The sequence below is a fragment of the Paenibacillus borealis genome (assembly GCF_000758665.1).
GTDB lineage: Bacteria > Bacillota > Bacilli > Paenibacillales > Paenibacillaceae > Paenibacillus_AQ > Paenibacillus_AQ borealis.
Genome location: NZ_CP009285.1, coordinates 1369290 through 1387403, shown reverse-complemented (window position 1 = coordinate 1387403; position 18114 = coordinate 1369290). Strand labels below are relative to the sequence as shown.

General features: G+C 53.8%; 14 protein-coding genes. 5 read left to right on the top strand and 9 right to left on the bottom strand.

Translation table 11 applies throughout. The features are described 5' to 3' along the window. Positions 1 to 19: 19 nt before the first annotated feature. Complete coding sequence (gene glpX / locus PBOR_RS05845; RefSeq protein WP_042210880.1) at positions 20 to 1015, top strand: class II fructose-bisphosphatase; 996 nt, start codon at positions 20 to 22, stop codon at positions 1013 to 1015. 383 nt (positions 1016 to 1398) lie between these two features. Here the strand turns inward: glpX and PBOR_RS38540 are convergent, their stop codons facing one another. After that, the gene (locus PBOR_RS38540; protein ID WP_042210879.1) at positions 1399 to 2577 is read right to left on the bottom strand and encodes a YsnF/AvaK domain-containing protein; all 1179 of its coding nucleotides are present in this window, start codon (positions 2575 to 2577) and stop codon (positions 1399 to 1401) included. A gap of 372 nt (positions 2578 to 2949) precedes the next feature. On the opposite strand from PBOR_RS38540, the gene PBOR_RS05835 reads away from it, so the two are divergent. The 4 genes from PBOR_RS05835 (at position 2950) to PBOR_RS05820 (ending at position 6565) form a co-directional block, all read left to right on the top strand. Then, positions 2950 to 3261 carry a (2Fe-2S) ferredoxin domain-containing protein gene (locus PBOR_RS05835; RefSeq protein WP_042210878.1) on the top strand — a complete coding sequence of 104 codons (312 nt, stop codon included), beginning with the start codon at positions 2950 to 2952 and terminating at the stop codon, positions 3259 to 3261. Between the two features lie 202 nt (positions 3262 to 3463). After that, entirely contained in the window at positions 3464 to 4309 is an 846-nt protein-coding gene (locus PBOR_RS05830) for an AraC family transcriptional regulator (protein ID WP_042210877.1), read from the top strand. Between the two features lie 208 nt (positions 4310 to 4517). Further along, positions 4518 to 5507, top strand: coding sequence for an aldo/keto reductase (locus tag PBOR_RS05825; RefSeq protein WP_042210876.1), 990 nt, complete (start codon positions 4518 to 4520; stop codon positions 5505 to 5507). A 149-nt stretch (positions 5508 to 5656) separates the two neighbouring features. Further along, the gene (locus PBOR_RS05820; protein WP_042218969.1) at positions 5657 to 6565 is read left to right on the top strand and encodes an aldo/keto reductase; all 909 of its coding nucleotides are present in this window, start codon (positions 5657 to 5659) and stop codon (positions 6563 to 6565) included. A 143-nt stretch (positions 6566 to 6708) separates the two neighbouring features. Here PBOR_RS05820 and PBOR_RS05815 read toward each other — a convergent pair whose 3' ends face one another. The 8 genes from PBOR_RS05815 to hutU all read right to left on the bottom strand — a co-directional run bounded on the left by PBOR_RS05815 (position 6709) and on the right by hutU (position 17900). Beyond that, entirely contained in the window at positions 6709 to 7002 is a 294-nt protein-coding gene (locus PBOR_RS05815; protein ID WP_042210875.1) for a hypothetical protein, read from the bottom strand. Positions 7003 to 7170: 168 nt separating this feature from the next. Continuing rightward, on the bottom strand, positions 7171 to 9735 hold the full coding sequence (locus PBOR_RS05810; RefSeq protein WP_157763981.1) for an S-layer homology domain-containing protein: 2565 nt from the start codon (positions 9733 to 9735) through the stop codon (positions 7171 to 7173). A gap of 149 nt (positions 9736 to 9884) precedes the next feature. After that, positions 9885 to 11345 (bottom strand): O-antigen ligase family protein, encoded by a 1461-nt coding sequence (locus tag PBOR_RS05805; protein ID WP_042210873.1) that lies wholly within the window; start codon positions 11343 to 11345, stop codon positions 9885 to 9887. Positions 11346 to 11396: 51 nt separating this feature from the next. Continuing rightward, complete coding sequence (locus tag PBOR_RS05800) at positions 11397 to 12131, bottom strand: ZIP family metal transporter (protein ID WP_081971917.1); 735 nt, start codon at positions 12129 to 12131, stop codon at positions 11397 to 11399. 104 nt (positions 12132 to 12235) lie between these two features. Further along, positions 12236 to 13558, bottom strand: a complete 1323-nt coding sequence (locus tag PBOR_RS05795; RefSeq protein ID WP_042210872.1) for an amidohydrolase family protein — start codon at positions 13556 to 13558, stop codon at positions 12236 to 12238. 12 nt (positions 13559 to 13570) lie between these two features. After that, the gene (locus PBOR_RS05790; RefSeq protein ID WP_245648052.1) at positions 13571 to 14947 is read right to left on the bottom strand and encodes a Zn-dependent hydrolase; all 1377 of its coding nucleotides are present in this window, start codon (positions 14945 to 14947) and stop codon (positions 13571 to 13573) included. Beyond that, complete coding sequence (hutI, locus tag PBOR_RS05785; protein ID WP_042210870.1) at positions 14944 to 16221, bottom strand: imidazolonepropionase; 1278 nt, start codon at positions 16219 to 16221, stop codon at positions 14944 to 14946. Before hutI ends, PBOR_RS05790 begins: the two co-directional genes overlap by 4 nt. After that, positions 16221 to 17900 (bottom strand): urocanate hydratase, encoded by a 1680-nt coding sequence (gene hutU, locus PBOR_RS05780; RefSeq protein WP_042210869.1) that lies wholly within the window; start codon positions 17898 to 17900, stop codon positions 16221 to 16223. The genes hutI and hutU overlap by 1 nt, the downstream gene beginning before the upstream one ends. Positions 17901 to 18114: the final 214 nt, after the last annotated feature.

Here is an 18114-nt window from a genome sequence, read left to right as displayed (position 1 = left end):
TATACTGGAGGGAATCATTATGGAACGCGAATTGGCACTGGAAATTGTACGGGTCACTGAATTGGGTGCTTTATCCTCAGCACGCTGGATTGGCCGGGGCGACAAACATGCGGCGGATGATGCTGCCACAACCGCAATCCGTTCCATGTTCGATTCTGTCTCCATTGACGGAACTGTGGTGATCGGCGAAGGCGAGATGGATGAGGCGCCGATGCTCTACATCGGAGAACGGGTCGGCAACCGGAACGGCCCTTCCGTCGATGTAGCGGTAGATCCGCTGGAAGGGACCGAGGTCGTTGCCTGCGGACTGCATAATGCACAGTCGGTAATCGCGATTGCTGACAAGGGCAGCCTGCTGCATGCACCCGACATCTATATGGAGAAGCTGGCCTGCGGACCGGAACTGGCGGGCAGGCTAAGCCTGGACGATCCTGCCGAAGTGACGCTGCGCAAGGCCAGCATGATCACCGGCAAAGCGCTCTCCGAGCTGACGGTGATGGTGCTGGACCGCAAGCGGCATGAAGGCTTGATCAGCATCCTGCGTGAAGCAGGAGTGCGTATCAAGCTGATCAATCACGGCGATGTCGCCGGGGCCATTGCCGCTGCGCTGCCGGACAGCGATGTGGATCTGTACATGGGCTCAGGCGGAGCCCCGGAAGGCGTACTCGCCGCCGCCGCACTGCGCTGCCTGGGCGGCGAGCTTCAGGGCAGGCTGCTGCCCGAAGGCCCTTTTGAGATGCAGCGCTGCCTGCAGATGGGCCTGGATAACCCGGCAAGGGTACTGTCCATGGAGGATATGGTAGGTACCGGCGATGTCATCTTCGCCGCAACCGGGGTCACCTCCGGCGAGTTTCTCAGCGGCGTCCGCTTCATCGGCAAGGAACGTGCCGAGACCCATTCGGTAATCATGCGGGCTCAGAGCCGCACGATCCGTTACATCCGCAGCATTCACTTCCTGCCCGGCAAAGAGATTCCGGCTATTACTCCGGCCAGAGCCAATGCGGCCTTTATGTAGGCACAGGGGCAGCGGATAATTGTATTTCGTACAGTTATAACAAGGTATACGCCCAGATTCATTACGCTAAGTGTATTCTGTACAGCTAAAAAAGCATGAGCTGATCCTATGGAGACAAACCGGTCAATATAATTGTAGAAAGTGCAACTAAAGCACTTCCCAGGCAATTATCGGTGATTTTAGTTGCAGGAAATACAGTTAAAGCCTCGCTGGATTGGATCCTCTGCTTCAAGCAGAATTTCATTCTGCTCCGAAGATTACCGGTTCAATGGATGTACAAAAGGGTTTCCGGGAAGTCCGGCTGGACTTTTCGGAAACCCTTTTGTTTTCTCGCTGAAACAGTTTCATGCTTAAAGTGACGCCAAGGCCGTTCCCGCTGCTATTTAACGGGTACGGCTGTGGTCTCTAAGCAGCTCGTCACTGCCGTCCACCTTCACTTCACCGCTCTTGTCGACCCGCGCTTCTTCGCGTCTGACCGTATCCTGTACCTGCTCGGTTCCCTGAACCTCACGTTTGTGAATCTCCACCTCACCGGTAACGACCGTATTCTTTTGGACCTCCACCTGCTCCTCGCTCACCGGGATTCGGATCGTCTCATCCGCACCAATCGGCTCTGCTGTGGAGTCATTATTCACGGCACGCCGCTCAATGACAATCTCTTCATGGGTAACCGGAACATTAATCGTCTTCTGCTCTTCGATGATTTCCTTGCGCACGTTGACCTCGCCAGTCTGCACCTTGTTCTTGGATACATCCAGCTGTTCTTCACGCAGGCGCAGCTTGCGGTCTTCATCCAGATCATTGAACTCTCCGGTTCGTGTACTATCCAGTGTCCCGCCTATGCCACCCGGCGTACCGGAATATGCATCTCCGGTCATCCCCGGCCGGTTCACATCATCCAGCGCTCTCGTGCCGGGAAGATCATGCTCCGTAGCCGAATTCATGGTATCCAGTCCTGTATCGTCCCTGCCTTCAAGACCCGAGCCGTTGAACGCGGCATCCACGGTATCTGTTACCGAATGACGTGCAGCATCCGCAGCATCCGCGGTTGTATTATAATCATCCGCATAACGGTCGGCGTTCGCTGAATTATGGTTGCGGAATACAGAGTACACATCACTTGCCCGCGTGTTATCAGCATCGACCATGACCAGAATGCGGCCTTCATCTACATAGTTGTCGTAACTCTCTGCTTCATCCTCCGGAATACCAAGCCCGATCAGACCGCCCACCAGACCGCCGGTTCCTGCGCCTACAGCCACTCCTGTCAAGGTTGCCGCAATCGGTCCCGCTGCAATAATGGGCCCGATCCCCGGTATCGCCAGTGCGCCGATGCCTGCCAGCAGCCCGGTGACACCGCCGAGTATACCGCCTGTTGCTGCTCCGGAAGCCATACCCTCAGGCGCCTTGGTTCCTGTCTCATCACTGATTGCTTCAACATCACGTTTGTTTCTCGCTATCACTGAGATATCCTCTGTCAGAAACCCGTGACTCTTCAAGTCTTCAATGGCCCGTGAAGCTTCATGCTCGGTATAGAATACACCTACAATTTTCTTATTCATAACGATTCCCTCCTGGTAGCTGATTTTTGTGAATCATGGTTGGTCTCACTTAACTTTCACATCCCTTACTTAACCAAACGGGCACCCGCGAAACTGAATTATTTCATAATTTAAGCAGGTTCCCCAATTATATTTATGAAACAGGAAATGACCGGGAAATAATTTACATTCAGACTATTTATTATTTTCCAGACACATTTCACTCATATTCTCCGGATCGGAGTCAGATTAGATAACACTTAATTATCCGTCTCATGGCATTTATTAAGCCTTTTAGAACAATGTCCATAACCTCATTACAGCGCCGCCAAAAGAGACTATACTCCTCATAAGACAGGTCAGCCACTCAGATATCATTTAGGGGGAACCGCGATGAATATGCGTTTGAAGGTGCTCAAGAAACATTTACTTTTCTGCTGCAGCGAACACTGTAATAACCAGGATGTTGAAGAGGTCATGCAGGAATTCAAAGAGCAGATGGTAGAGCAAGGGATTAACAAAACGGTCAAAATCAACAAAACCAGCTGTCTCGGCCTATGCGGCAACGGGCCTTTTGTTATCGTATATCCTGATGGAATCTGGTACTACAATGTGACTACAGATGATGTGGCGCGCATTGTGGAGGAGCATCTGGTGAACGGTGTGCCTGTGGAAGAGCTGGTTATGCTGAAAATGGAAGCCTGACCCTGCCCAAACTCCGGCGTCTATGTTATGAATATGTACGTATGGTCCCTCTCCCTTTCAGCGGAGCTGGGACTTTTTGCGGCGTATGTGCCTTGGGGTTATTTTGCAGTTGATCGGCCTTGGTGGAACTGATGTATAATGGAGAATATACGCTTTACTTTATATGTGAAGAACACTCCCTATACAGGAAAGAGGCTGAAGCATGGCCATATTCAAATATAATTCCCATCGTCCACACCGTACCAGTCCCGATCTTCATCTTCATTATTGGGGACAGGAGCAATGCGCACCCGGCCATTCCGTCGGACCCGGTGTCCGTGATTTATACAAAATCCACTTCATTCACGAAGGAACCGGTAGAATCGTTGTCGGGGAAACGAGCCACACGCTGGGGGCCGGACAAGCCTTCCTCATCTATCCTCATGTGGTGACTCATTATGCCGCAGACCAGGACAGCCCCTGGACCTACTCATGGATTGCGTTTACCGGAGAAGAAGCCGGATATCTGCTGTCGCGGACTTCACTGTCACCGGAGCAGCCCGTATTCCCGATGGATCAAGAGCTTATGCCTTCCCTGTTCGAGAGGCTGTCTGAAGCCGCCGATTGCCAGGATGTTATGGATCTGCCGCTCAAGGTGATCCTCTATGAGTTCTTATCCCTGCTGCTGCGCACGGTTCCGGCCACCGCAAGCCATGTGATTCCGCGCCAAAAGAGTGTCTATGTCGAGCAATGCCTCCACTACCTGCACGCCCACTACTGTGAGAATGTTACCGTGGAGAGCATGTCCGCTTCCCTGAAGCTGGACCGCAAGTATCTCTCCACGTTGTTCAAACGGACCATCGGCCTTCCGCCGCAGCAGTATCTGCTTAATTTCCGGATCGCCAAAGCCTGTGAATTATTGACCGAAACCAGCTGTACCATCGGCGAGATCTCGCATTCTGTCGGATATCAGGACGCACTGCTCTTTTCCCGTATGTTCAAAAAGGTAAAAGGCTGCTCCCCCAAAGAGTACCGCATCCGTCACACCGATACTGACATTGTTCTATAAACATCATCCATGCTGACATACGATTATCCGCGCGGATTCGCTACAATAAGAGCGTGGCCTGGCCGGAGAAGCAAACGCTAACATCTCCCGGATAGGGAGCGCCAGTGTGTACACATTAAATTACAGAACTTAGGGTATGCTTTCGAAGCGAGTTTTGTACGAAGCTCAGCTGCGGAAGAATAAGCTAAATAATTTTAGGAGGAAAAATATGTATATCGCTAATCCTGAACGCTATGACACTATGAAATACAACCGCACCGGCCGGAGCGGCCTGCTGCTGCCGGCGATTTCGCTGGGGCTGTGGCATAATTTCGGCGGCAATGATGTGTTCGAGAACGGCCGGGCCATGGTCCGCCGCGCTTTCGACCTCGGGATTACCCACTTCGATCTCGCCAATAACTACGGTCCGCCCGCAGGTTCGGCCGAAGAGAGCTTCGGACAGATTCTGAAGAAGGATCTCGCCGCTTACCGCGATGAGCTGATCATCTCCAGCAAAGCCGGATACTATATGTGGCCCGGCCCGTACGGCGAATGGGGTTCCAAGAAGAATCTCGTTTCCAGTCTGGACCAGAGCCTGAAGCGGCTGGGCCTGGATTATGTGGATATCTACTATCACCACCGTCCAGATCCGAATACGCCGCTGGAAGAAACCATGTCTGCACTGGACCTGCTTGTACGCCAGGGTAAAGCGCTGTACGTAGGAATCTCGAACTACAGACCTGAGGAAGCGCGGCAGGCGGCGCAGATTCTCCGCCGTCTGGGCACTCCTTGCCTGATTCATCAGCCGAACTACTCGATGATGTCACGCTGGATCGAAGACGGGCTGCAGGATGTGCTCGAGGAAGAAGGCATCGGCACCATCGCCTTCTCTCCGCTGCAAAAGGGTATCCTGACCGACCGTTACCTGAACGGCATCACCGCAGATTCGCGCGCAGCCGGACCAAGCGTGTTCCTCTCCGAGAAGGAGATCACTGCCGAGGTGATCGCCAAGGTAAGCAAGCTGAACGATATTGCTGCAGCCCGCGGGCAGAAGATGTCCCAGCTCGCCTTGTCCTGGGTGCTCCGCGGCGGCAAAGTGACTTCCGCGCTGATCGGCGCGAGCAAAGTCAGCCAGATCGAAGATGCTGTAGCTTCCCTGAATGCGCCTGAGCTGAGTGCGGAAGAGCTGGAGCAGATCGAGAACATTCTGCGCGGATAATCCGGCACCGGAAGACTGATAGACAACATCTATTCTTACTAATGACGGCAATCCTGCCCGTCCGGCTGACAGTCAGCGGCGGCAGGATTGCCGTTTTTGTGCATCACAATGATATAATAGACACAATTACAGTAACGAAAGGACGACAGATGAACACTAACCGTTTGGGACAATCCGATTTATATGTAAGTGCCATGGGCCTCGGCTGCATGACGCTGGGGACGGATGAAGCGAAGGCTGCTGCTATTATTCACGAAGCCCTTGACCACAGGATCAATTTCCTGGATACCGCCGATCTCTACGATGAAGGCCGCAATGAAGAAATCGTCGGCCGGGCGATCCGGCACCGCCGTGCAGATGTGATTCTGTCCACCAAGGTGGGCAACCGCAGAATTCCCGGCAAAGAGGGCTGGAGCTGGGATGCCTCCAAAGCCTATATCCGCTTGGCGGTGAAAGAGAGTCTGCGCAGGCTGCAGACCGATTATATCGATCTGTATCAGCTGCACGGGGGAACGCTGGAAGATGAGATTGACGAGACTATTGAAGCTTTTGAGGAACTGAAGCAGGAAGGGGTAATCCGTCATTACGGGATTTCCTCCATCCGGCCGAATGTCATCCGGGAATATGTGCAGCGCTCGGGAATTGTCAGCGTGATGAGCCAGTACAGCATCCTCGACAGACGCCCGGAGGAGAGCATCCTTCCGCTGCTGGCCCGCGGGGGCATCAGCCTGATTGCGCGGGGACCGCTGGCCAGCGGCATCCTGACAGAACATGGCGGCAGCAAGGTAGAGCGGGCATATCTGGATTACACTGCTGCGGAGCTGTCAGAGCTGCACGGCCAGCTGATGCAGCAGACTACCCTCACCCGCACCTTGACGCAGACGGCACTGCAATATCCGCTGGCCGATCCTGCCGTTGCCGCGATTATTCCGGGGGCGAGCAGCCTTGCACAGCTGCGGCAGAATATTGCATCCGCCACCTCACCGCCGCTCTCTGATCTTGAGCTTGAGGCTGTCCGTAAGGTGAACAAGGCTGGACGGTATACACTGCACTTGTAGAATGGAATCTTTCTTTAGTACAAGGATTTCCTTTATTTAAGCCAAAGAAGCTGCCATTGAAGCTGCAGGAAATCTGCAGTCACTGGACAGCTTCTTTTTCATACAAACGGGAGAGAATTTTGAGATTACAAGGATAGATTAGGTTAAACGTTCTTTCTTTTCTTAACGATCCATATGATCACTGAAGCTGCAAATACCAGGGCAGTAATAAGCCACGTCAGCAAAAAAGCCATGCCCAGCCCAATATTCGCATCGAGAGCGTCTCTTCTGCTCTCCAGCACCAGCATCACCGCGAGCGGCGCCCCGCTGGCGACCAGCAGAACCGTCATACTGTAACGGGCAAAGGTTGTCCGTTTATGAATCGCAGCATACAAGCTTATGAAGCCAGCAATCAAGAGTAAAAATGTCAGTAAAGCTTCCCAGGTTAGTCTGTCCATCAAATCACACCTTCCATCTTCAAGCTAGCGCTCTATGAATCGCTGGGATAAAAGCCAGTATAGCTGCTTTCGGGAACAGACGCAAATGGTGCGAAGATTCAATTCCAATACAAAAAACCGCCTGGTGTCTGGCACCACAGGCGGTCTGAATATTGAGAATCTGTGAATCTATAGTTTGGAGATCAATTGTACCGCTTCAGCACGCGTAGCATTCTTCAAAGGATTAAATTTGTTGCCGCCTTGTCCCAGGACCAGCCCAAGATTCTGGGCAGCGCTGGCATATGGCCGTGCCCAGGCAGCGATGGCGCTATAGTCGGTAAATTTAATCTCCGGTTCTCCTGCATTGAGCGGTGTCTTGTTTTTGTATACATAAGCTTTCATCAGCATCGCTACCATCTCCTGCCGGGTAATCGGCTGATCCGGTGCAAAACTTGATCCGGAAGTACCGCTTACAATGCCCGCCTCTGCGGCAGCGGCGATCTCACCGGCATACCATTTGGTGGAAGCCACATCAGTGAAGCTGCCTGCACTCCCTGATTTCAGACCCAGGCTCCGGGCAATAAATGCTGCAAATTCAGCACGTGTTACATTCTGGTTCGGAGAGAAGGCCTTATCACTTGTACCCGTGACCACTTGCTTAGCAACCATAGACTGTATAGCGGCAGCCGCCCAATGAGCCGCCGGAATATCGCTGAACGTCTTGCTGTATTGCAGTACGGCATATGGACTGAAATGGCTGGTTTCCGCAATCCAGAAGCCATTATCTAGACGTCCAGGCATGTATTGCAGGTCTCCTTGGTCACCTAAGTAATAAATCCCCGTCAGATTACCGTCCGCGCCTGCATTAACCTTCAGCTTCAGTGTAACCGGCAGGTCAAGCTTGGACAACTTGGTTACTTTCCCGTCCGCTGTAATCAGCGATAATCCTATGTCGAAAGCAGCACCTGCGGAAGTAATTATCGTATTTGACGATTTTGCGGTAATAGCGTCCGTCTTCTTGGCAATTTCCTCACTGGTCAGTGGAGAAAATTCAACAGAGACCTTGGCATCCTTCCATGCCTCTGCCGGAACCAGGCCTTTCAGCTGGTCCAGTACTCCACCCGGAATTTGAATGGACAAGTCATCTTTGACAACGGCCAGAGCGTTATTTTTATCAATTGGCACCAAGCCAGCCGGCAGCAACAGCTGCTTAATGTCACTGGCTACGGAAACTGTAGTCTTGCCATTCTCACTGTTCAACACCGTGCCCAGCGGCTTCGCAACACCTGCTGTGTCAACAACGGTGATTACAGGAGCTGCTGGAGTTGAAGCGGCCCCGGTAGTAGCCGGGCTGGCGATACCACCGCCACCGCCGCCTCCACCACCAGTATTACTTCCACCGCCAACCGTACCGCTTCCCGTGCTCTGCGGAGCCGGGAAAAGATAGGCCTGATAGGATTGGTCCCCGGCTTTATTTACGGCAGCAACGTTCACATGATAATTTTTACCGTTTTGTAATCCCTGAATCAGATAATTCGTTTGATGAATAGGCGATTCCGTCAATAATTGACCGTCAAGCCATACAAGATATCCGTCCAGATCGGCTTCTGTATTGCTGTTCCAGGTCAGATTCAACGTCCCGTTCCCTGGTGCTGCTGCGAACCCTGTTGGCTTGTCCGGGAAAAGCCCTAGGGAAATATTCTCAGGAAAATAATCAAAGGTGTAAGGGACATCGTCTTTGGAGCTGTTTAAGTAAAGATAGAGCCATCCATATCTTGAATTGATATCAGGCAAATGAATCTCTTTGCCGGATGCCGTTGATGAAAGCCGCAAAGTATACATACTATCCGTATTTAACTGGCCGGCAAATCCAAAATGAAAGGTATCATCCTCAAAATTAAAGTAATCCACCTGGTAAATCCGCCCGGAATCATCTGCAAGCTCAAAATCGGAAGCCGCTATTTCATTTGCATCAAATAAATACGGAAAATGGGAGAAATCAGCAGCCTGAGCTCCCGGCAATGTCAGCTGGAAGCTGAATCCCGGATCTGTATCCAAATGCTGTGAGCTGGGTCTGAATGCCAGCATTTCGTCATTAGGCATCAGGGCCGCACCTCTTTTTTTGCCGCTGAGCAGAACTTTGCCTTCCGGTACTAGAGAGGGAGCATACATAGGATAGCTGTAGCGTTCTGACTCATGACCCAGTAAATCTACCGAAGTAAGTTCGAACCTGTGGAGAGAATTATAAGGCAGGTTATAGAAATCGCGATAATAACTCTTAGTTGAAGCCATAAGCTGGTTGTTGTCATAGATATTATAATGAGCCAAACCAAACCCGTCCTCAGTAAGCCAATATGGAGCTACCATCGTAGTTTTATTCAGGAATCTGTACCAGTGGTTCTCGATATACGGAGTAGTGACCTTGTTATCAAAAGAATACACATCCCCCGTTACACTTGCGTTAAACTGTCTGATATCGCCCGCTTCTACAGTTGCACTTCCGGGAATCAGCCCGGTGGCAATATTTCCATTCACCTTAGCCCAGTATATATGCGCGCTGTTAGAATGGTAGACCTCCCCAATGACTGATCCAGGAACTTGAACCTTGCTTCCATCGGTGTTATCCAGACTCAGTGAAATATCCTCCCGATCGGAATAAATCACACCGGAAATCTCTCCTGTTGAAGCATTGTAATAAACTTTCAGTATACTGGCCGCATAGGTCAGTACAGGCGCGCTCAGTGCCAGCAGCATAAGAACTGCAAGCGAAGCGCTAATTTTACGTAAAATGTTGTGCAGAATAATTCCCCCCGGCGGATATGTAGGATTCGAATTTGGAAAATCCTTCACTACTATACGAGGAACTCCAGAATATTACAATGTGATTTTTAATATATAAACAGTCATTCTTGCTGTTTCTCTGCCTGCTTCAACATCGCTTTATAATTTCTGTTCTCCGGGATCATATCCGAGGCAGTCTGCATCTCTTGTACGGCCTTGTCCATATATATTGCATCTCCCTTATCTTGAGCTATTGCTGAATACAAGGCTGCCAGCTGATAGTGTGTCTCATGAGACCATGGCAGTGCTTTGTCTGCTCCCAGCAAGGATTGCTCCGCCTTATGCCAGTCCTTCCTGAGCATCTGCGATTCTCCTCCGGCAAGCCGGTTATAACCCAGGGTCAGCCATGTAAAAGCCACTATAGCGCAGAGCACCGGCAGTGCTGTAACTGCACCCGTCCAGCGGGAGAAGCGGAATGGTCTGGCAGAGAAACCCTCAGCCTCTGCTCCGGTAAGGAGCATAATAAACAGCCCGAAGATCAGCGGATAAGCCAAGTCGATGTCAAAGGCTATATGGATACCAAACAAGAGAATTACCAGCAGGGTACTCCGTCCTGAGTGCCCTCTGCGCAAACCTGCCCAAAGCGAACCGGCAATCATCGCAATGAAGGTCAAGCCTCCCAGTATTCCGGTATCCAAAGCAACCTGCAAATACTGCTGATGTGCGTATTTCACAAATACGGAAGGGTACAGCACGGCCCAGCCGCCCCCTCCTACACCGAGCAGCCAATGCTTCCTCCATAATTGCAGCGCATCATTCCAATAGATCCGGCGCAACGCGAACTCAGGGGCATTCCAGGCAATCTCCCGATAAGCTGCCTCGCCGCTCCAGATGCTCAAGGCAATGCCGCCCCCTAACAAGACCGCCGCTGTCAGAGCACCCAACATTGCAATCTTCTTGTTCTGCCCAGTAATCCCTACATAAAGCACCGCCCCAATGACAGCCAGAATAATCACAGCCCTGGAACCGGAGAGCAGCAGCCCCCCAGAGGTGACAACGCAGGCCAGCCAGTAACGTTTATATCCCGATAGCTGATAAGCGCGCCAACCGGCCGCTATGGCTGCCGCTGCTATCACAGCATAGCTATTCGCATACCCAAGCGTCGATTCCAGTCTTCCCTCCCTGAACAAGCCAAAGACTAGTCCCCATAAGGTCAGCGCTGCACCGCACCAGGCCCATGCCGACCATACCCGGTCCCGCTGCTTCGATGACAGTGTGGCAAACAGCAAAGACAACGGGAGCAGCGACGATATTTTGGCCGCCTCCAGCACCGCCTGTTCAAGATCAACCGCCCAAACCGCAGATATCCAATACATCGCCGTGAATACCAGCAGAAGAACGTGCACAGGCAGCAGCATTACCCTGCCGGAGTGTAGAATACAGCTAAACGCAGCAGCATACAGCAGAACATCCAACACCAAAAAGGACCGGGTATGAAAATAACCCGCTCCAAGCAACCCCGCAATCATATAGATCAGTACAACATAGTAAGGCATTGCTGCCAAAGATTTTATTTTCGCCATAGTAATAGACTTTTTCGACAGACTTTGCGGAAAAACCTCTATGCAGATCCTTCATCCCCCAAAAAACGTTGTAATATATACCATCGCCAGCAACCCGAATATAAACGAATAAGTCGAAGGCCGCTCATACCCATGGCCGTGGCTCTCCGGGATCAGCTCCTTATAGACAATGAAGAGCATCGCTCCGGCCGCGAAGGCCAGCCCGTAACCGACCACATTCTGCACATAGCTGGCTGTAAAATACCCGATGACCGCCGATACCATCTCCATCAGGCCGGTCAGGGCAGCAATGGTCAGTGCTTTGCGCCGGGTCGCGCGGGCATTCATCAGAAAGACGGCGAGGATCAGGCCCTCCGGCATATTCTGGGCACCGATCGCAATAGCCACCATCGGACCCAGGCTTGCCTGCTCACTGGCATAGCTGAAGCCGGTACTCAGCCCCTCGGGAATATTATGAATGAACAGCGCAATCATCACGAGCAGCGCTTTGGAATCCAGATTGCTGAGACCGGGCTTGTTCTCCACATCAATATGCGGAATATGGCTCTCGATCAGATCGAGCAGAAGCACCCCGGTAATCAGGCCAAGGGTAAGAGCAATGATTCCCGACTCCTTGATCGCCTGCGGCATCAGTCCGAAGGTGGTCGCAGACACCATAATACCGGCGGTAAAGGCTACCAGCACATCCTTCCACAGCTCTGACAGCCGCTTCACGAACAGGATGGGAATCACGCCAAGAACCGTAGCCATTGCAGATAAAAAGCTGCCTAGAAGTGCAGTCGCCAAGTCTTCAACCCCTTTTGTGGACAGGACTTATAGACAAGCTTATGCTTCCGGCAGCCTTAAATATAACCTGAATTCCATTATTTTCTTTTCATATAGATCGTCAATTACTCCAGCTTCGCCCATCTCTCAAACAACCGGTCTACCCGCCCGCCTATGGCTGCCCCGGATACTGCCTTGATCTCTCCTTCTTCAAAAACCACCTTCCCGCCCACGACTACTGTCCGGATCGCTCCCGGCTGCATGGCATAGACCATGTTCGCGAACAACTCCTGCTTCGGAGCCAGCGACAGATCCTGCAGGTCGAGTGCAGCAAAGTCGGCATACTGCCCGGTTTCGAGTGAGCCCACCGGCAGCCGCAGAATTTCCCCGGCACTCCGGGTACCCATCCGGTACACCTGCCCGGCGGTGATGCAGGTACCGTCCAGCCGGCTGACCTTCTGCAAAAGCGCACACATGCGCATCTCCTCATACACGCTGATCCGGTTATTGCTGCAGCCTCCGTCAGTCCCGAGTGTCACTCTGACGCCTGCCTTCAGCAGGTCTGGAATGCGGGTCACCCCGTCAGCCAGAAACATATTACTGGACGGACAGTATGCCAGCGACCCGCGTCTTGCGCCAATCAGCTCAATCTCGGAATCCTCCAGCCAGACCAGATGAACCGCAATCATCCGCTCGTCGAGAACGCCCAGGGAATCCAGATAATGCACAGGCCGCAGGCCATAGTCACGCTGGATCTCTTCTACCTCGAACATTTCTTCCGCCACATGGATATGAAAAGGCGTATCCAGCTCCATAGCCAGCTTATGCCCGGCCTTAATCATCTCCGGTGAAGCCGCATGCGGGCTATGCGGAGCCGGATGCACTGTAACCATGGGATTGCCCTGATACTTCGTGGCAAGTGACCGCGTCCGTTCCACAGCCTCCGGAACCGTCTCCCGGTAAGCCAGCGGCGCACCTGTCCAGTCATACATGGTGCGGGCAAATACAAGCCGGATCCCCAGATCACCCGCGGCCCGGATCACGGCTTCATCATAGACAGTCCCGCCGTTATGCACATAGAAGAAATCACAGACTGTCGTGATTCCATAGCGCAGCATCTCCCCGAAGGCAAGCAGCGCGCCGGTATAGATGGCCTCTTCATCGAGAAGCGGTGTGTACTTGTACAGGGCCTGATCCCGCCAATCCAGAAACGGCTTATCAATCGCTATCCCGCGCAGCAGGCTCTGGAAAGAGTGATTATGTGAATTAACAGTGCCCGGAACAATAGCTCTGCCCTCCCAATGAATGTGCCTCGCATCAGGGTAGCGGCCCAGCAGCTCTTCACGTTCTCCCACATCCGTAATCATTCCGTTGTCTACCAGGAGAGCGCCATTCTTCTTGAATTCGTCTTGCGTGTACAGTACATCTGCTGAATATATTTCGCGCATGGTTTGCTCCTCCTAACGGCTTAGTTGCTCATCGAGTAACAGAATAGACTGCAGCAGTACGTTGCCCGCCTTCTCAATATCTTCGATCCGGCTCTCTTCTTCCGGGCAATGGCTTTTGCCGCCAATACTCGGTACGAACAGCATTCCCGCGCGGGTCAGCGAAGCCATATGGGTCGCATCATGACCAGCCATGCTGCCCAGGTGCAGAACCGGAATTCCCAGCGCCTCTGCCTGTGCAGCACTCATATCCATGATCAGGTCATCCATCGGCTGCGGAGCCTGATCGAGAATCAGCCGCCGCTCCAGCCGGAGGGCTCTGCTTCCGGCAATTTCCTCAGCCTGCTTGCCCCAGACCTCAATGATCTCCTGAATCTCCTGACGTTCCGCGCCTCTGGCCTCCAGATGAAAGACCACCTTCTCCGGAATGATATTAGCGGCATTCGGTTCATTGCTGATCCGCCCGATCGTGCCTACGGCTTCATCCGCCGGATGCTTCCGGCATGCCGCTTCGAACGCCAGCATCATCTCGGAAGCACCCATCAGCGCATCCTTCCGGTCCTGCATCAAGGTGGTGCCGGCATGATTAGCTTCTCCCGTGACGGTAACCTCCTCGCGGTATATCCCCGTAATGGCAGTGACGATTCCCACTGGAATGTCCCGGTCCAGCAGCCGTTTGCCTTGCTCAATATGGACCTCGAGAAAAGCTGCAAGCTCCGCCGGCTCTCTCCGGCAGTTCCCGAAATGTTCAGGATCACCGCCGGCCAGCAGCAGCGCTTCTGTCAGCAGCAGCCCCTGATCATTGCGCACTCCTGCAAGATCACCTCGTGTGAGCTTGCCCGAGACCGCCCGGCTGCCGAACGTAGACAGTCCGAACGGGTTCGGCTCCTCCGCGCTGAAGGATACCAGCTCCAGCGGATGACGGGTGCTGATCTTGTTCTCTTCCAGTACGGTCATGACCTCCAGAGCCAGCAGAACTCCAAGCGCTCCGTCATATTTACCGCCGTTTGGAACCGTATCGATGTGGGAGCCGAATGCGATCACGGGAAGGCAACTTTGTACATTGCCGGAACTGCCGAAACCGGCTGAGGCTGCTGGATCTCCGAAAGCTGCTGAATCTCCTGACGGATCTGAAATTCCCTGCCCATCCGCTACTTCCGATGCAGTCCCCTCTCCCGCCCCCCTCCGGGTGGCCCAGATATTCGCCGCTTCATCTACCCTGACCGTCAGTTGCAGATTGAGCAGCTTACTCTTAAGCCACTGCCGTGCAGCCAGTTCAGCCTCTGTGAAGGTCGTCCGGTCCAGCCCTCCGGTCTGCTCATTCAGCCCGAACATGGCCAGCTCCCGGATGTTATTCTGCAGACGTTCCGCATTAATCCGCAAGGCTCTCATCCCCATACCCTCCGTCCGTTCTGAATGACTGCCTCACCCTTCTTGAACACGGTATCCACCAGATTCACTGCATAATGGTACTGGAGGTAGAGAACATTCGGCGCATCGAACATTACCAGATCCGCCTGTTTGCCCACCTCAATGCTGCCGATCACATCCGCACGGCAGATCGCATGAGCCGCATTGATTGTGCAGGCCGTCAGCACCTCCGCCGGAGTCATGCCCATCGTCAGGCAGGCCAGATTCATAATGAACGGCAGCGATTCCGTCGGGGAGGAGCCGGGATTGCGGTCGGTAGACAGCGCGACCGGCACACCGGCATTGATCATCGCCCGGGCATCGGCCGGCTTCGCCATCAGGAAGAAGGCAGTGCCGGGAAGCAATACGGCGATTACTCCGCTTTCCGCCATCGCCTGTATACCAGCTTCGGAAGCATGCAGCAGATGATCCGCTGTCACTGCCCCCAGCTCTGCGGCCAGCTCTGCTCCTCCGCAGGAGACAATCTCATCGGCATGGAGCTTGGGCTTCAGCCCCCAGCTCCGGCCCGCCTCCAGAATATCCCTGGACTGCTCCACTGTGAATACGCCCTCTTCGCAGAACACATCACAGAACTCCGCCAGCCCCTCCCGGGCCACTGCCGGAATCATCTCTTCAATCACGCAGCGGACATATCCATCCGCATCTCCGCGATACTCTACCGGCACCGCATGGGCGCCCATGAATGTGGACACCACATCCACTGGATGGGAAGCATCCAGTCTCCGGGCCGCCCGCAGCTGCTTGAGCTCATCCTCCAGCCGCAATCCGTAGCCGCTCTTGGCTTCGATGGTCGTCACTCCATGCGCGAGGAAACGGTCCAGCCGTTTCACGGTTTCAGCGACCAGCTGCTCCTCCGTAGCTTCACGTGTACATTCGGTGGAATACAGGATTCCGCCTCCGGCATTTAGAATGTCCATGTATTTAGCGCCCTGCAGCCGCAGATTCAGCTCAAACTCCCTTGAGCCGGCAAATACGGCATGGGTATGGGGATCAACCAGCCCCGGCGTCACGGTCTTACCTTCAGCTGAGAACACCCTAACCTGCCTGTTCCCGGCATGCTGCTCCACATAGCTGCGTGCTTTCTCGTCACTGCCGACGAAGGTGAAGATTCCGTCTTCGATCACGATTCCCCCATGCTCGATTAACCCAAGCTCCTCCATCTCCTTGCCTGTCTTCGGCTTATTGCCGGCACCACCAAGCGTTGCAAGCTGCGCAGCGTTCTGAATATAGATCATCACTTAGCTCCTTCCGGGTCTGCCAGCATAGGCATCACAATTCCCTGGGCTTTGGCCGTCTCCACAGCCAGGGGATACCCCGCATCCGCATGGCGGACGACACCCATGCCGGGGTCTGAGGTCAGGACCCGCTCAAGCCGTGCTTCCGCTTCCTTCGTTCCATCCGCCACCACGACCATTCCGGCATGCTGCGAATACCCCATTCCGACGCCTCCGCCATGGTGCAGCGATACCCAGCTGGCACCGGCAGCGGTATTGACCAGCGCATTCAGCAGCGGCCAATCGGACACGGCGTCGCTGCCGTCGCACATCGCTTCCGTCTCCCGGTTCGGGGAAGCGACAGAGCCTGCATCAAGATGATCCCTGCCGATGACAATGGGTGCGGACAGCTCTCCGGAAGCCACCATATCATTGATGATCCGTCCGAACTTCGCCCGCTCCCCATAGCCGAGCCAGCAAATCCGTGCAGGCAGCCCCTGGAAGGAGATCTTCTCCTGCGCCAGAGTAATCCAGCGCTGCAGCCCTTCGTTATCCGGGAATGCCTTCAGAATAGCCGCATCCGTCTTATAGATATCTTCAGGATCACCCGACAGGGCGACCCAGCGGAACGGTCCTTTACCTTCGCAGAATTGCGGGCGGATATAGGCCGGGACGAAGCCCGGGAAGTCAAAGGCCTGCTTCACGCCTTCATCATAGGCAACCTGGCGGATGTTATTGCCGTAATCGAAGGTAACCGCCCCCCTCTGCATAAGCTCCAGCATAGCTTCGACGTGGCGCGCGATACTCTTTCGCGCCAATTGTATATATCCCTGCGGGTCCTGAGTTCTAAGCTGCTTCGCTGCAGCCACAGTGAAGCCTTCCGGCACATAGCCGTTCAGCGGATCATGAGCCGAGGTCTGGTCGGTCAGAATATCCGGGACGAAGCCCCGGGATAACATCACCGGCAGCACTTCTGCCGCATTGCCGAGCAAGCCGACCGAGAGCGCCTGCCCGGCATCCCGGGCTGCTTCCGCCAGAGCCAGCGCCTCATCCAAAGATTCGGCCAGCACATCGCAGTAGCGGGACTGGATTCTTTTCTCAATCCGGGTCCGGTCCACATCGATGCCGATGAATACCCCGCCGTTCATGGTCACAGCCAGCGGCTGCGCACCTCCCATGCCGCCTAGTCCCGCGCTAAGTGTGACCGTACCCTGAAGGGAACCGCCGAAATGCTGTCTCGCACACTCCGCGAAGGTCTCATACGTCCCCTGCACAATCCCCTGTGTACCGATATAAATCCAGCTGCCCGCCGTCATCTGCCCGTACATCATCAGTCCCTTCTGGTCCAGCTCATAGAAGGTGCTCCAGTTGGCCCAGGCCGGCACCAGATTGGAATTCGCCAGCAGCACGCGCGGAGCATCGCAATGCGTGCGGAAGACGGCCACCGGCTTGCCCGATTGAATCAGCAGGGTTTCGTTGTCTTCGAGCGCCTTAAGCGAACGCACAATCGCATCATAGCTCTCCCAGTTGCGCGCAGCCTTGCCGATACCGCCATAGACAACCAATTGCTCCGGATGCTCCGCCACTTCGGGATCCAGATTATTCAACAGCATACGCAGCGCCGCTTCCTGCACCCAGCCTTTGGTGTTCAGCACGCTGCCTCTTGGCGCGCGGCAGACTCTTTGTTCATCCATACTCATATTCTTAACTCCCCTTCCTCCATAGAACACGCTGTTTATCGGGACTCCGGTGACTGCTAATGCTGTAGCTAACGCCCCTTCCAGCAGGAAACTTTCATACGCGGTTGAATGTAGCGTTACCCCGCAAGAGAGCAAATTACAATTTTGATTAAAAATCCTGCATAAAATACAACATTCCCTTCATCAATATCAATTCGGCCGTAACTCGGAAATT